Here is a 13,638-nt window from a genome sequence, read left to right as displayed (position 1 = left end):
GCAAGCAAAATAATTTATTTCACTTTTCTTCTAAAGTTTTAATAAGCGCAGCCGTTAAACAACGTATACATAGTTTTTGAGGGTAGAAAAATGGCTATTGATCTTAACAGCTCCTTATCGCAACAAGCGATGACAGCTCGTGAAAAGGTCAGCACCCAAAAAAGTAATGGGAGTGCTGCACCTGTCACCCATACTTCCGCTAAGGCTATTCAAAAAGATACCGTTGAGCTAAGCGATACCGTTAAAGTTATGCAAGCGGCTGATGCCAAAATTGCAAACACACCGGATGTTGACAGTGAACGTGTTGCCAGCATTAAAGCCGCAATAGATAGCGGTAGCTATAAAATTGATGCTCAGCAAGTAGCAGAAAAGATGATCGATTTTGATGCCATGATGGAATAATCCGATATGACAGATTTCTCTTCTACTCTTGCCTCCGTTGATGCCCTCGCCTTAGAGGGCATTACTCTTTTAAGCGGGTTAGAAAAACTGTTAGATCAAGAGCTTGTCGCACTTAAAGCTCGAGAAATCGAAACAATTCAGATCATCAATACAGAGAAACAAACCATCCTTCGACAGTTTGATCAGAATAATCAAACAAGAGCCGAGTTATTAATAGCCGCTGGCTTACCGGTCTCTAAAGAAGGTCTTTCTTCATTACTTTCCCAAAATCAAAACCAAACACTTGCGCAACAGTTCAAAGCTCATTGGAGTGATTTGGAAGCTGTATTGAAAACCACCATGGATGCCAATCTGCGAAACGAACAAATCATAATGCGTTCAAGCCAAAGTCTAGACAAGTTGCTCACGGCTTTACGCGGACAAAAGCCCAGTAATTCGCTATATACGTCAAAAGGGGCTAAAGGTAATTACACTGGACAGTCTCACATCGGCAAAGCATAAAGGCCATTACGTTACCTACTAGCAACAACACATTCATAGATTCTCACTTTTTACTCGCGTAATAGCCAATAAATAAAGATGCCACTTTTCAGGCTGCTAAAAAAGCCTTAATATACCGCCTCTTAAACGTATATTAATCATTCGTTTAAATGTCTCAGTAGCTCAGCTGGATAGAGCAGCCCCCTCCTAAGGGGCAGGTCGCAGGTTCGAATCCTGCCTGGGACACCATCCTTTTAAAAATCTCACTTTTGCCAACCCACAACCATAAGACAACACACCTTTTTAAAACACTAGCAATGTTAAGTAGTGTGAGATTCTCACCTTTACTAACTCATTTACTTCACAGCAACACTAATAAAAAATGCCTCCGCACAAAAAAGCCCGACTATCGCCGGGCAAAGTATGATGAAAACTAAAACCAAAAAGATTAACTTCCTGATGCACGCATATTCTGTACGTTAAACTTATCTACAGGGTTCAAATCAGGAGCAACAATTCCCTTAAATTGTCCTGTCGTACAGTGCTGAGCTTGTATATCGATCATAGAGAAGGAGTCATCAATTGATACACCTGTACCTTTATTGATTGGCAAATGATAATCCGGATGGCTCTGACCAATTGTCCAACTTTTCCACATATCACCTTTACGGTCATATGTAATATTTCGCGGAATAATAAAAGTCTGAGCATCTATATAGTGCTCTCGCTTACTGATTGGATGGTTCTGATCAACAGGCTGCGACTCTACAACATAGACCTTACGAAGCTGCCAAGTGATATCCGGGAAGCACCCCCCCTGCCCGCCGAATGCAATCACTTGATAACCATCTTTATCCGAATGTGTTTTAGGATCGAGGGGCATCTCATTATGGTTATACATCGGAACCAGCATATTTTTGGTGCCTTTATATGACCACTTCATATCACTAATACGACCGTTATAACCTTCAAAATCTTCGATCATTACATCTGACCCTAAGAAAGCATCAGTGGTTTGCCCTGAAGACAAGCGTCGCACCCTGCGCTGAAATCCAAGATACAGATAGGCGTTATCCACTTTAGTGTCATCTTCAAATCGTTGAATCAACAATTGAGTATTTTTAACATCAAACGGTTCAAGAACCTGCACATAAATTGCGCGAAACAAATTAGAAGGGTTTGGTGTTATTGCAGGGTATGGAGCCTGCGAGGTACGGTGCGTGAAATTTAAAAAGTGAAAATTCATTTTAATGGTACGCTCGACTTTAGCGCTCTCCATATTTCTGTATTTCCAATAGAAAGGATAGATTGCTGCCGAATCCCCCCAGTTGTATCCGTATTTGTAGTTCCATGCTAACTTTTCGCCTGCTCGAGGATCATCCATTGAAGGCTCTTGCGGAAACGGCCTCCCCGCCACTGTTGGAGAAACCTCTCCACTGTTTGCACCAAGCGATACATTACTGGAGTACTTCCGTGTTGATTCAACATAACTAGGGTGCAGGTCAAAAGAGGTAGTCGCACCTACTTTCATTTGTGTTGCACCATTTTTAATAAATGTATACATGGCAGGATCAAGTGCATCTTTAAACTGATCAACATTTGCCTGGTTTATTGTCATTCCAGCATTGAGCCCAGGAAAGCTTGGAGTCCCTGTTTTATAAGGGTAGAAGCTGTTCTGAATAACATCTTCCGATATCTGTGCTGCTTGCACACCAGTCAGCGTTGCCAAAGCCAGTGCAGCAGATAATAAAGTCTTTTTCAGCATTTTTTTATACCTGTAATTGTTAGCTGTGAAAAATCAAAAGCTGTAACGCACACTCAATTGCACTTCGTCTTCTTGGTGCGCAACACCTATCGGACCATTAGTAAAACGTGCCAGAGGTTCCGTTTGAGGAGATGAATCACCAAATGCAGAAGCAACACCCCATGGGAATTCTTTCTTACCCCCTGATTTAATATTTACTCCCACGTTAAACATCCAATTATTATCAGGAGACCAAGACACACTTGGAGCATAAACGGTGGCATCAGCACCCACATCATGAGCAATGATAATCTGAGGGCTAAGGCGGTTATTCATATACCAGCCTTTAAACAATAAGGTCCCAATCCAATTGTCAGCTTCATTTGGCATATCACGCTCATGATCCAAAATATGCTCGCCAAACAACTGCGTTGATAACAAGAATGCACTACGCGTGCCTAATTCAGGCAGGATAATATTTTTATCAAAACCAATTACATAACGCAGCATATCGGTTTCTTTGTGCCCGTCGGTATCACGAGGTTGCTCCTCTCCTTGCGTATATGCCATCTCTAAGCGCCATACTGCATCCATACCCATGGAATAGTAGTCAATCGACCCACCCAATAAATTCACACGTGGAAACTTGATATCAAACACACCATCAGCAGCAGGAACTGGAGCACCTGGTGCTATCGGTCTAAAGTGCAATGAAGGCAGTTGTTGACGGTAAGTCAGCGCGTTTACAGAGAAGGTTGCATCACCATAGACGCCCTCCCATTTAAGACCCAACTGGGTATTGGCTAAGCTCCAATCATGGTCTTCAACATCGTGAATAATAGGTACGGGTTGCGAGTACGGCCCACCCGGTATCAACTGGAGGTTAGCTGATGATGAGAAAAAACAGCCGGCATCGATAATCCGATATGACTGCCCGCACGTACCCAAATTATTGGGTCGGAATTTATCAAAGTTCCAAACCATCGACAGGTTTGAATCATCTAAGACAGAATTAGGCCCCATTCGCCATTCAGCCGTAAGCATCCACTGAGGGATACGAATATCCTCCAATTCGTCATAAATATTGTGACGTGAATAATCAACCGGGTTAATAACATCTAAAACACGAAATAGATCTGTTTTACCCCAAATAACCTGTTGTTTTCCCAAGCGTATGTTAAGTACATCACCATTACTTAATTGCTTATCTGCACTTACATACAACTCACGAATAAAATCGAGTTGATCATTAAAGTCGGGAGTTTTGGCATCACTTTCCTTGTGATCCATATAACCGTTTAAGTTATTACATAAAGTGGGATCATTATCGCAAGGGAAAGGAACGCCGGGAGTTAATACCGCCGTTGATGTATCTCGCCCATGCCAATTTTCACCCAAATAAGCATGCCCAGAATTTTTACCAAACTCATCGTCGTTCAGATCATAAACACCATCATAAGTAGCTCGGAATGTCCCGTTTAACTTAAGTGAACGAAAAGTATCCGACTCAAACTTTGTTTCGAACTCTGCTTGCCCTGTATTACGGAACTTCGAAAGCCCGACATCCTCACGATAGTATGTAGCGTTTTCTATAAACCCTGCCCACTCTGTTTCAGCTGCCACCACAGACGTGGCGACCATGCCTGTACCTATAGTGGCAGCAATGCCTACAGTCAGGTGAGTGAATGTCGTTGTTATTTTTTTCGACATAGTTATAGCCTCTGTTATGCCTTGGTTGTAATAAGTGATACATCTTCAGAACTCTGATCAGCATGAATCACGCCGTCTTCGTCCACATACGCTTTAACAATAAAATTCGGTTTAAATACCAGCACCCAACTAGGCACCAGCAGCATCGCAGCCGCTCCATTAAGAATCACCATTACAATCAATAGCAGCGCAGCATCCGCCTGAAAACGCAGGTCCGACAAAAGCACCCACATAACAATGCCCGCAATCAAGGTAATGGCTGTAAAGCTCACCGCTAGGCCCGTTGTTCTTATGGCACGGTTCACTGCAGCATTTAGGTCACCAAGCAGCACCATTTCAGAGCGAATTCTATCCATCATATAAATCGAGTAATCGATGCCTACCCCCACACCCACAGCAATAATCGGAACGGTATTACTGTTTATTCCCATACCGACAATTCCCATATAGGCATAAGTCAAAGTAGTGGCGAACAACATCGCACCAAACATCATTGTTCCTGCCATAAGAGAGGAATAAAAAGCAGCCACAAAGATGAAAATCAGTAGAAAAACGAGAGGTAACACCCATAAATTGGTTTCAAAAGCGGCTTCATTCTGAGAGGCAATTACACCGATAGTGCCACCGGCTAGACGAATCGTTAGGCCTTCAACTTTCCCTTCATTAGCGGTGATCCACTGTTTGGCCGTATGAATGGCACGGCGAATCGTTTCGCCCTGATGATCCTTGTAGTAGAAAACTAAGTTGGCAATACGCTCATCTGTATCGATAAACTCATTCAAAGCTCCCGGGATAGGATTAGACATCATGTAGGTATACATCAAACCACCGACGTACAACTTATCATCTGGGATCTGCTGCCAACGCGGATCATTGTTATGCAGCAAACGGTTAACTTGCTTGACCAAATCTGGCGCACCTTTCGCCCCACCCACGTCCGGATCAAGCAACATATGGCGCTCCAAATCAGCCAATGCTTTGAGCACCTCCGGTCGCTTTATTCCACCTTTGTCAGTGGTTTGTGCGACGATATACATCTCTTCTGAACCCGGAAAACTATCGTTAACAGCCTTTGAAGATAAGTTGTAATCATGATCTTGGTACAAGATCGGCGAGCCCGGTTCGGACTCACCGATAACAACACTAGAAGACAGGTAGAAACCACTCAACAACAGTACTAGCGCAACAGAAAGAGCACGTTTCGCAGGTTTAACACCGCTAATAAGATCAGCACAGAAATAACCGACATTGCGGAACAAATTATGTTTAATCTCGCTATTTTTTGGCTTAGGCAGCACAGATAGCAATAGTGGTACCGCTAACAGTACGATGACGATAATGCTCAGCGCCCATACCGAGGCATAGTGCGCCAGTTTTGTATTCAACGGGATAGAACCAATCGCGAGTAACAACAGACCGACAGCATCGGAAACCACCCCCAAGCTTCCGGGCCGAAACAAGCTATCGAATGTCAGCCGGGCCGCAACGTGATGATCATCATGATCATTTAGCTCAAGGTAGTACCGCTCCACTAGCTGAATACCATGCGACATCGCACGCGCAGAGATAAGGAAAGGGATAACCAAGCTTAAAGGATCAAGGTTATAGCCAAATAAAGAGATGATCCCAACACCCCAGATGGCAGAAACCACCACGCCAGCAAGTGGCACAAGGATCCCGTAGGCTTTTCGAAAATAAAATATCAACAGCGCTAGCATAATCAGCGCGGTAAACAGAAAGATTTCAATAATCTGGTTTAGGTATTGGTATGCCCAACCCACCAGCATCGGTTGACCTGTTACATGTATACGCACACCATCAGCTGCTTCTAACTGACGCAACTCCTGAATTTTAGTAAAGGTCGCTGCATAATCTAACTGCCCTTCAATCAACTGCGCTTTAACCAGTGCCATATGTTTATCTGGGCTAACCAGAGGACCGTATACACGGGCATCAGCAACTATATCCTTGCGCAACAGCGCTAACTCTTGATTACTCAAATCAGTATGTTCAGGATTATAGTAAGGCTCTGAATTAACATTACCTTCTGCCGTCAGCCATACTTTTCGGGAGTTGCGGTGTGTAACACTCACAACGAGGTTATGGTTTACGCCTGGAAGAGAGTCTACGGCCTGAGTAATGCGATGAATGCGTGCCAGCGCCTCGTTATTGAAAATATCGTGCTCAGTAAACTCAACACCCACGATAATGACATTAGCCCCACCGAACGATTCTTTAATTTCGTTATGCAGTTCAATATAGGGATGAGTCTGCGGTAGCAAGTCTGCAAAGTCAGAATAAATTTTTACGCTGGGTATCTGAGCTGCAAAAAATAGAGTTGCCATCAGAATTAGCGAAAGAATTACTTTGGGAGAGTTAAATACGGCCTCTTCAAAGCAGTGTAACCAATGCGTAGCTTTATGGGCTTCAGCCGATCGTTTATCCATGATTATTCCGAATTGCTATTTTTTTTGGAATTCAGCGCCAGTAACGTACCGTTACCACCCGCTACCAATAACTGATCACCCACGGTTTCAGCCGCACGTAAATATGCCGAGACAGACGGCGACGTCACAGAGACCCAACGCCCATTTTTCTCTTGCAGAACAGTGGCATTCTCACCCAAGGCATAGAGGCCCGCTTTGCCCAGATGCAAACCATACAAAGGCGCAGCAACGGGTGTTGGCTGAACCTGCCAGCTTTTGCCCGCATTAGAGGTATGCATGACCACCCCGTCTAATCCGACGACCCAGCCCTCTTCATTGCTCTTAAACAACGTAGCCTGTGGATAAAACTCATTGGGCAGCGGTTCAAGTAGTTTCCAGCTGGCACCCGCATCGTCAGAGCGCACTACCATGCCAAATTCACCTGTAGCGTAAGCAACCTGATTAGTAACAAATTGGATGCTGGTTAACATGGCGTCTTCATTGAAAGAACTTTCTTTCCAGCTTTCTCCGCCATCATGGCTGGAAAGAATGCTTGAAAAGCTACCCGCCACCCAATAGCTGCCATCAGATGCACAGGCTAGATCCAACATATTTTCTTGTGTTCCTAAATTGATCATCTGCCATTGCTGACCATTATCATTAGTACGCCATATCTGCTTTTCGAAGCTCAATGCAATAAAGCTCTGATCAGGGCAACTCTCCACATCAATCAAATTTGGCTGGCTTATTAACTGATGGCGCTGCCATTGCAGTTCTCCCTTTGCCGTTGTCAGCACCAAGCCATTATTTCCCACCACAATCATTACCTGATCATTACTAGCAATTGCTTGTAGTTGGTCCGTACGTCGGACCGGCTGAGAGGTTTCCTTATCCACACTTTCTAAGTTCAGCGGTGCTTCACACCCGACGAGTGCAAAAGGGATAAGTGCCATGAGGACGAAAAGATGTTTGTGCTTACGCTGCTCGGGATACATTTTTCTCACTTCATTTTTATAGTTATTGAAGATCTTTTGAGTAATATCTCTATAAAAGCAAAGCTCATGCCAGCACGATAAAATATTATTAAGACAGGAATTAATTGATAAATATCAAACAATTAAGCGGGATTATTTAAATAACCCATACGTGATTAAAATTAATTTTAATAGCAGAACAAATTATAAAAGTGACTAAATCATCAAAAAATCACATGACGATTAAGCATTTAATGAAAAACGCCTCCCCCCTAATAAATCAAAAAACATGAAGGCTTTTATTGATAATAAACATACAAAAAATTTAGCCGCATAATAAATAGGCAAAAAAAACCCGCCTTATGGCGGGTAAAAATACTATTATCTCTGTACAGATAAGCGGCTAATGCTTTACTGCACCGCGAGACTAGCGCCCCATTTTTTTCACGGAATTGCCACCAATACCAAAATGCTGTTTAGGCATCTCATTGATCATTACGCGTACACTCTCCCGAGGAGCACTAATAGAGCGCACCATGGCCTCAGTTATCTCTCTAATCAACGCTTCTTTCTGCTCATCTGTACGGCCTTCAAGCATGTTTACTTGTACAATCGGCATAATTAATCACTCCTCACATACCCTATGATTCTGTATGCAAACTCTGCTTTTCATCAGACAAACTTACCCGTAAGCGTACCCAAATCTTGATAGCGCACACAGAAAGAGTCACCTTTGTTAACTTGAACAGCGGCGGTAATCGCTCCGATCATAATAAAGGTTCCAGCGGGTATCTCTTCGCCACGTTCACCCAGCATATTTGCCAACATAGCCACCGAAGCGGCAGGGTGTCCAAGGACGGCAGCACCAGCACCGGTTGCCACTACTTCACCATTGACCTCCATAACAACACCCAGGTTTTTCAGATCAAGATCAGCAGTATCAGCCATTCGACCGCCGGTTATAAAACGACTCGAACTGGAGTTATCAGCAATAACACTCTTAAGATCGAACTTGAAATCTTTATAGCGCGAATCAATAACTTCAACAGCAGGCATGACAAAGTCTGTAGCACGCAATACGTCCCCGATATGACACCCCGGACCTTTGAGCGGCGCTTTGGTAACAAATGCTAACTCTGCTTCAATTTTTGGATGAATCAGTTCATCATGCTTTACTTCTCCACCGTCAGGGATAGCGAAGTAATCGGCTAAAAAGCCGTAACAAGGATTTTCAACACCCATCTGCGACATCTTGGCCCAACTGGTGAGCCCCATTTTCATACCAACAATTTTATTACCACGCGCTTCTTTTCTGCGCCGGATTTCCCACTGAATATCAAATGCATCCTGATAAGTCATACTCGGAAAATCATCAGTAATTTTGGTGACTTCGTATGCTTGTAACTCAGCATTTTCAAGGTGAATCGCTAGCTCTTCAATCTGCGACTGTGTCAGGTTACCTTTAGACTCGTTCATTAGAGTACCCCTTTCGCTTTTGCCATTGTTAGTGCCAAATCTTCGATCATGTCTTCTTGCCCCCCCACCGTTCCGCGACGCCCAAGCTCAACCAAAATATCGCGTGCCGAAATGCCATATTTTGCTTCAGCACGCTTAGCGAACAATAAGAAGGAGCTATAAACACCGGCGTAACCAAGCGTTAATGCATCCCGATCTAAACGAATAGGGTTGTCCATCAGCGGTACGATAAGGTCTTCGGCAACATCCATAATTTTGTAAAGATCAACACCTGAAACCGCATCCATTCGATCCAGTACAGCAACCAATACTTCCAAAGGCGTGTTTCCCGCCCCAGCACCTAAGCCAGCAACAGAGCCATCAATACGGCTAGCACCGGCCTCAATCGCAGCCAGTGAGTTGGCGATACCCATTGCCAAATTATGATGCCCATGAAATCCTAACTCGACATTAGGGTTCAACTCAGCTCGTAACAGCCCGAGCTTTTCAGTTACCTCATCCGGCAGCATGTAGCCTGCTGAATCAGTGCAATAGATACAGTTAGCACCATAGCTTTGCATTAACTTAGCCTGCTCAAGTACTTTCTCTGCTGACACCATATGCGCCATCATCAAAAAGCCAACGGTATCCATTCCCATTTTAGCCGCCATACCAATATGCTGTTCCGACACATCTGCCTCAGTACAATGGGTCGCCACACGAATAGTGGTTACGCCACAGTCTTTTGCCATTTTCAGATGATCAACCGTGCCTATTCCAGGCAGCAGTAAAGCGGATATTTTTGCATTTTTCATTTTTGGAACAACGGCGTTGAGATACTCCTCATCAGTGTGCGCAGGAAAACCATAATTCAGTGATGCACCGCCTAAACCATCACCATGCGTTACTTCAATCAACGGCATACCCGCGTCATCTAAATCGGTGGCGACCGCTATCATCTGCTCCAGTGAAATTTGATGCTGTTTAGCATGCATTCCGTCACGCAAACTCATATCGTGAAGAGTGACTTTTTGTCCTTTAATATTCATTACAACTCTCCTCTGCTTAACCGCGTGCGGGAAGGGTGATAGTGTCGCTTGCCGCTTCTTCGGCAAACATTTCTGCTGTACGCAATGCTGCAGCAGTCATAATATCGAGGTTACCAGCATACTTAGGCAAGAAATCTCCTAGACCTTCAACCTCCATAAAGACCGTCACCTTACGACCATCAAAAATAGGGCCATTAACAAGGCGATAACCCGGCACATACTTCTGTACCTCTTTCACCATGGCATGAACGGACTCAGTAATAGCGTCTTGTTCAGGCTCTGTTTCTGTCAAGCAATGCACAGTGTCACGCATCAGCAAAGGCGGCTCTGCTGGGTTAATCACAATAATTGCCTTACCTTTTTTTGCCCCCCCAACTTTTTCAACAGCCCCTGAAGTCGTACGTGTGAATTCATCGATGTTTTGACGTGTTCCAGGCCCGACTGATCGGGACGAAACTGTTGCAACAATTTCGCCATACTCAACAGGTTGCACACGTGACACTGCCGCCACCATAGGAATAGTAGCCTGACCACCACAGGTCACCATATTGACATTCATCTCAAGATTTTTGGCATGATCTTGCAAGTTGACCGGAGGCACACAAAATGGACCGATAGCAGCCGGGGTTAGATCGATCATAATCACGCCAAGCTCATTGAGTTTGCGGCTGTTTTCAGCATGAACATATGCAGAAGTTGCATCAAACGCCACACGGATATCATCTTCAACAATGTGCTCAAGCATACCATCGACCCCCGTAAGAGAGACTTTCATCCCCATCTCTTTAGCCCGTTTGAGACCTTCAGATTCAGGATCAATACCCACCATCCATACAGGTTCGATCCACTCGGAGCGCATCATTTTCATTAATAGATCGGTACCAATATTTCCTGGCCCGATAATCACTGCTTTTAGCTTTTTACTCATCGTAGTTACCCAAAAATGTTACCTGAAAATCTCAGACAAAACGTACGGAAGCCGAACCCATACCACCAATGCTGACACTCATGTAGTCACCTGCCTTAACAGGCTCCAACGGCACTAATGAACCTGAGAGAATCACTTCGCCTGCTTGCAATGGAATGCCAAATTCGCCCAGCCTATTAGCCAGCCACGTCACACAGTTAACCGGGCTACCAAGGGCTGCTGCACCGGCACCTGTGCTGATAATCGAACCATTTTTTTCAACAACCATGCCGCACGTGGTTAAATCAACTTTTCGAGGATTTACGGCACTATCACCAAGGACAAACAAGCCACAAGAGGCGTTATCTGCCACTGTGTCCTGAATTTTTATCTGCCAGTCTTCGATACGTGAATCAACAATTTCAAAGCACGGCATCACACACTCTGTTGCTGCCAGAACATCAGCGTTGGTAATTCCTGGGCCGATTAAGTCTTTTTTCAGGATAAAAGCGATCTCCCCTTCAGCTTTTGGCTGAATCAATAACTCACTAATTGGCACTTCCTGACCTTGGCTGTACGCCATTTTGTCGGTCAGGTAACCAAAATCGGGTTGATGTACATTGAGCATGTTTTGCACAACCTTGGAGGTCACTCCAATTTTTTTGCCTATAATGCGCTCCCCCGCTGCCACACGACGCTCAACCATACGCAAGGAAATATGGTAAGCATCCTCAATGCTGATATCGCTGAACCGCTCAGTAAAAGGGCGCAATGTGCGGCGCCCACTTAATGCTTCGTACAGCTCATCGCCGCACTGCGTAATTAGTTCTTTTTCCATGACGCTCTCTCGTTCAAGCTAGTTGGCTTATTTAAGCGGATTAGCTCGTTTAAGTTCATGGGCCAATACAAGCCCGTCATCGGTTTAATACGCTGTAAAAAACAACGCTAATAAGCACCGTTTAAAGTTTGATACAGATATTTTTAAGCTCGGTATAAAACTCCAACCCATGCACACCACCTTCACGCCCAATACCTGACTGCTTAGCGCCGCCAAACGCAGTACGTAGATCACGCAAGAACCAGCTATTAACCCACACCAACCCAACATCCATAGCTTCTGCAACACGTGTGGCACGTGAGGTATTTTCTGTCCACACAGTTGCCGCCAAGCCATAAGTTGTATCATTAGCTAAGGCGATCACTTCGGCTTCTGTATCAAACGGGCGAATATGGCAACAAGGACCAAATATCTCTTCATTAATCACACGAGCATCGTCAGCAAGGTCAGTCCAGATAGTAGGCTCAACCCAAGCCCCATTGTTCAGTTCAGTTCCCATGTCAGGAACACCACCACCAATGACCACGGTTGCACCCTCTTCAACTGCTAAGTTGTAGTAAGAGAGCACTTTCTCTTTATGCTCAAGACTAACCAGAGGGCCAAAATCGACCTCGGGATCTTCAGGTCGCCCTAACTTCAATTTGGCAACACCTTCTTTAAGTCGCTGCACAAACACCTCATAAATTGGCCGTTCAACATAGACTCTCTCAGTGCCTAAACACACTTGACCACAATTCACAAAAGCAGAGCGCATGGTCCCTTCAATCGCTTTTTCCATATCGCAATCCGAAAAAACGATTCCCGGGTTTTTACCACCACACTCCATCGAAATATTACGTAGCCCAACGGAGGCCGCTCGCATGATGACTTCACCTGTACGTGTTTCGCCGGTAAAGGTGATCGCATCAACATCAGGATGAGCTGTTAAGAATGCACCTGCTGAATCGCCACCAAAACCATGAACAACGTTATACACCCCGGCAGGAACGCCACACTCATTCATCACTTCACCCAACAAGGTTGCTGTGGCCGGAGTTTCTTCTGAAGGTTTGATGACTACCGTATTACCGCACGCAAGTGCCGGCCCAACTTTAAAAGTCATCAGCAGTAGCGGTAAATTCCAAGGACTGATAACCGCTACCACACCTTTAGGCTTACGATGACCATAGTTGAGCGCGCCTTGGCCATCCGGTGTATCCAGCTTGAATGACTCAGTCGGATGGTTGGCTAAGGTTTCGGAAAAAGCTTTGAAATTTGCAGCACCACGAGGAATATCGATATGTGATGCGACTTTGCGCGGCTTGCCCGTGTCTTTACACTCTGCATCTAGGAACTCTTCAAAACGCTCGTTAATGCGATCTGCCACTCGGTTCAACATATCGATTCGAGCCGCTTGCGTTAACTTAGCCCAAGGCCCATGCATCGCTTTTTTCGCAGCAGCAACAGCAGCTGCCACTTCTGTTTTGCCCGCTTCATGAACCAATCCTAATAAGCTATTATCAACGGGATTACGGTTTTCGAAGGTTTTTCCACTGGCGGATCCGGTGAACTCGCCATTAATAAAATGCTTAAATTCTTTCATATAGTTATCTCATTGCCTTCCTCATTAGCCTTTACTTAGCCAGCACCCATCTGACGATAATGAAGGGGATC

12 protein-coding genes and 1 tRNA gene are annotated in these 13,638 nt (G+C 44.7%); 3 read left to right on the top strand and 10 right to left on the bottom strand.

Features of this window, described 5'->3' with window-relative positions; translation table 11 throughout:
• The first annotated feature begins 90 nt into the window (after positions 1 to 90).
• The 3 genes from flgM to NEJAP_RS03475 all read left to right on the top strand — a co-directional run bounded on the left by flgM (position 91) and on the right by NEJAP_RS03475 (position 1,131).
• A complete protein-coding gene (flgM, locus tag NEJAP_RS03485; protein ID WP_201349315.1) occupies positions 91 to 402 on the top strand; it encodes a flagellar biosynthesis anti-sigma factor FlgM in 312 nt (103 codons plus the stop codon).
• Positions 403 to 408: 6 nt separating this feature from the next.
• The gene (locus tag NEJAP_RS03480; protein ID WP_201349314.1) at positions 409 to 903 is read left to right on the top strand and encodes a flagella synthesis protein FlgN; all 495 of its coding nucleotides are present in this window, start codon (positions 409 to 411) and stop codon (positions 901 to 903) included.
• 151 nt (positions 904 to 1,054) lie between these two features.
• A tRNA-Arg gene (locus NEJAP_RS03475) sits at positions 1,055 to 1,131 on the top strand.
• A gap of 199 nt (positions 1,132 to 1,330) precedes the next feature.
• Here NEJAP_RS03475 and NEJAP_RS03470 read toward each other — a convergent pair.
• The 10 genes from NEJAP_RS03470 to NEJAP_RS03425 form a co-directional block, all read right to left on the bottom strand.
• Positions 1,331 to 2,647: a DUF1329 domain-containing protein gene (locus NEJAP_RS03470; protein WP_201349313.1), complete on the bottom strand. Its 1,317-nt coding sequence runs from the start codon at positions 2,645 to 2,647 to the stop codon at positions 1,331 to 1,333.
• A 33-nt stretch (positions 2,648 to 2,680) separates the two neighbouring features.
• On the bottom strand, positions 2,681 to 4,336 hold the full coding sequence (locus NEJAP_RS03465; RefSeq protein WP_201349312.1) for a DUF1302 family protein: 1,656 nt from the start codon (positions 4,334 to 4,336) through the stop codon (positions 2,681 to 2,683).
• A gap of 14 nt (positions 4,337 to 4,350) precedes the next feature.
• Positions 4,351 to 6,783: an efflux RND transporter permease subunit gene (locus tag NEJAP_RS03460; protein WP_201349311.1), complete on the bottom strand. Its 2,433-nt coding sequence runs from the start codon at positions 6,781 to 6,783 to the stop codon at positions 4,351 to 4,353.
• Positions 6,784 to 6,785: 2 nt separating this feature from the next.
• Entirely contained in the window at positions 6,786 to 7,757 is a 972-nt protein-coding gene (locus tag NEJAP_RS03455; RefSeq protein WP_236591049.1) for a WD40/YVTN/BNR-like repeat-containing protein, read from the bottom strand.
• A gap of 406 nt (positions 7,758 to 8,163) precedes the next feature.
• On the bottom strand, positions 8,164 to 8,355 hold the full coding sequence (locus tag NEJAP_RS03450; RefSeq protein WP_201349310.1) for a 4-oxalocrotonate tautomerase: 192 nt from the start codon (positions 8,353 to 8,355) through the stop codon (positions 8,164 to 8,166).
• A gap of 53 nt (positions 8,356 to 8,408) precedes the next feature.
• Positions 8,409 to 9,212, bottom strand: coding sequence for a 2-oxo-3-hexenedioate decarboxylase (gene dmpH / locus NEJAP_RS03445; protein ID WP_201349309.1), 804 nt, complete (start codon positions 9,210 to 9,212; stop codon positions 8,409 to 8,411).
• Positions 9,212 to 10,240 carry a 4-hydroxy-2-oxovalerate aldolase gene (gene dmpG / locus NEJAP_RS03440; protein WP_201349308.1) on the bottom strand — a complete coding sequence of 343 codons (1,029 nt, stop codon included), beginning with the start codon at positions 10,238 to 10,240 and terminating at the stop codon, positions 9,212 to 9,214. The genes dmpH and dmpG overlap by 1 nt, the downstream gene beginning before the upstream one ends.
• A gap of 16 nt (positions 10,241 to 10,256) precedes the next feature.
• Positions 10,257 to 11,168, bottom strand: coding sequence for an acetaldehyde dehydrogenase (acetylating) (locus NEJAP_RS03435; RefSeq protein WP_201349307.1), 912 nt, complete (start codon positions 11,166 to 11,168; stop codon positions 10,257 to 10,259).
• A 31-nt stretch (positions 11,169 to 11,199) separates the two neighbouring features.
• Positions 11,200 to 11,985, bottom strand: a complete 786-nt coding sequence (gene dmpE, locus NEJAP_RS03430) for a 2-oxopent-4-enoate hydratase (protein ID WP_201349306.1) — start codon at positions 11,983 to 11,985, stop codon at positions 11,200 to 11,202.
• A gap of 121 nt (positions 11,986 to 12,106) precedes the next feature.
• Complete coding sequence (locus NEJAP_RS03425; protein ID WP_201349305.1) at positions 12,107 to 13,567, bottom strand: 2-hydroxymuconic semialdehyde dehydrogenase; 1,461 nt, start codon at positions 13,565 to 13,567, stop codon at positions 12,107 to 12,109.
• Between the last annotated feature and the right edge of the window lie 71 nt (positions 13,568 to 13,638).

This window comes from Neptunomonas japonica JAMM 1380, assembly GCF_016592555.1.
Lineage (GTDB): Bacteria > Pseudomonadota > Gammaproteobacteria > Pseudomonadales > Balneatricaceae > Neptunomonas > Neptunomonas japonica_A.
Note: the sequence above shows the minus strand (reverse complement) of the source record. Positions and strands in the feature narration are given on the sequence as shown.

Excerpts from the sequence above, each read along its gene's own strand:
- NEJAP_RS03470 (WP_201349313.1), bottom strand. The coding sequence starts at position 2,647 with ATGCTGAAAAAGACTTTATTATCTGCTGCACTGGCTTTGGCAACGCTG.
- dmpH (WP_201349309.1), bottom strand. The coding sequence starts at position 9,212 with ATGAACGAGTCTAAAGGTAACCTGACACAGTCGCAGATTGAAGAGCTA.
- NEJAP_RS03460 (WP_201349311.1), bottom strand. The coding sequence starts at position 6,783 with ATGGATAAACGATCGGCTGAAGCCCATAAAGCTACGCATTGGTTACAC.
- dmpE (WP_201349306.1), bottom strand. The coding sequence starts at position 11,985 with ATGGAAAAAGAACTAATTACGCAGTGCGGCGATGAGCTGTACGAAGCA.
- NEJAP_RS03465 (WP_201349312.1), bottom strand. The coding sequence starts at position 4,336 with ATGTCGAAAAAAATAACAACGACATTCACTCACCTGACTGTAGGCATT.
- NEJAP_RS03450 (WP_201349310.1), bottom strand. The coding sequence starts at position 8,355 with ATGCCGATTGTACAAGTAAACATGCTTGAAGGCCGTACAGATGAGCAG.
- NEJAP_RS03480 (WP_201349314.1), top strand. The coding sequence starts at position 409 with ATGACAGATTTCTCTTCTACTCTTGCCTCCGTTGATGCCCTCGCCTTA.
- NEJAP_RS03455 (WP_236591049.1), bottom strand. The coding sequence starts at position 7,757 with ATGTATCCCGAGCAGCGTAAGCACAAACATCTTTTCGTCCTCATGGCA.
- flgM (WP_201349315.1), top strand. The coding sequence starts at position 91 with ATGGCTATTGATCTTAACAGCTCCTTATCGCAACAAGCGATGACAGCT.
- NEJAP_RS03435 (WP_201349307.1), bottom strand. The coding sequence starts at position 11,168 with ATGAGTAAAAAGCTAAAAGCAGTGATTATCGGGCCAGGAAATATTGGT.
- NEJAP_RS03425 (WP_201349305.1), bottom strand. The coding sequence starts at position 13,567 with ATGAAAGAATTTAAGCATTTTATTAATGGCGAGTTCACCGGATCCGCC.
- dmpG (WP_201349308.1), bottom strand. The coding sequence starts at position 10,240 with ATGAATATTAAAGGACAAAAAGTCACTCTTCACGATATGAGTTTGCGT.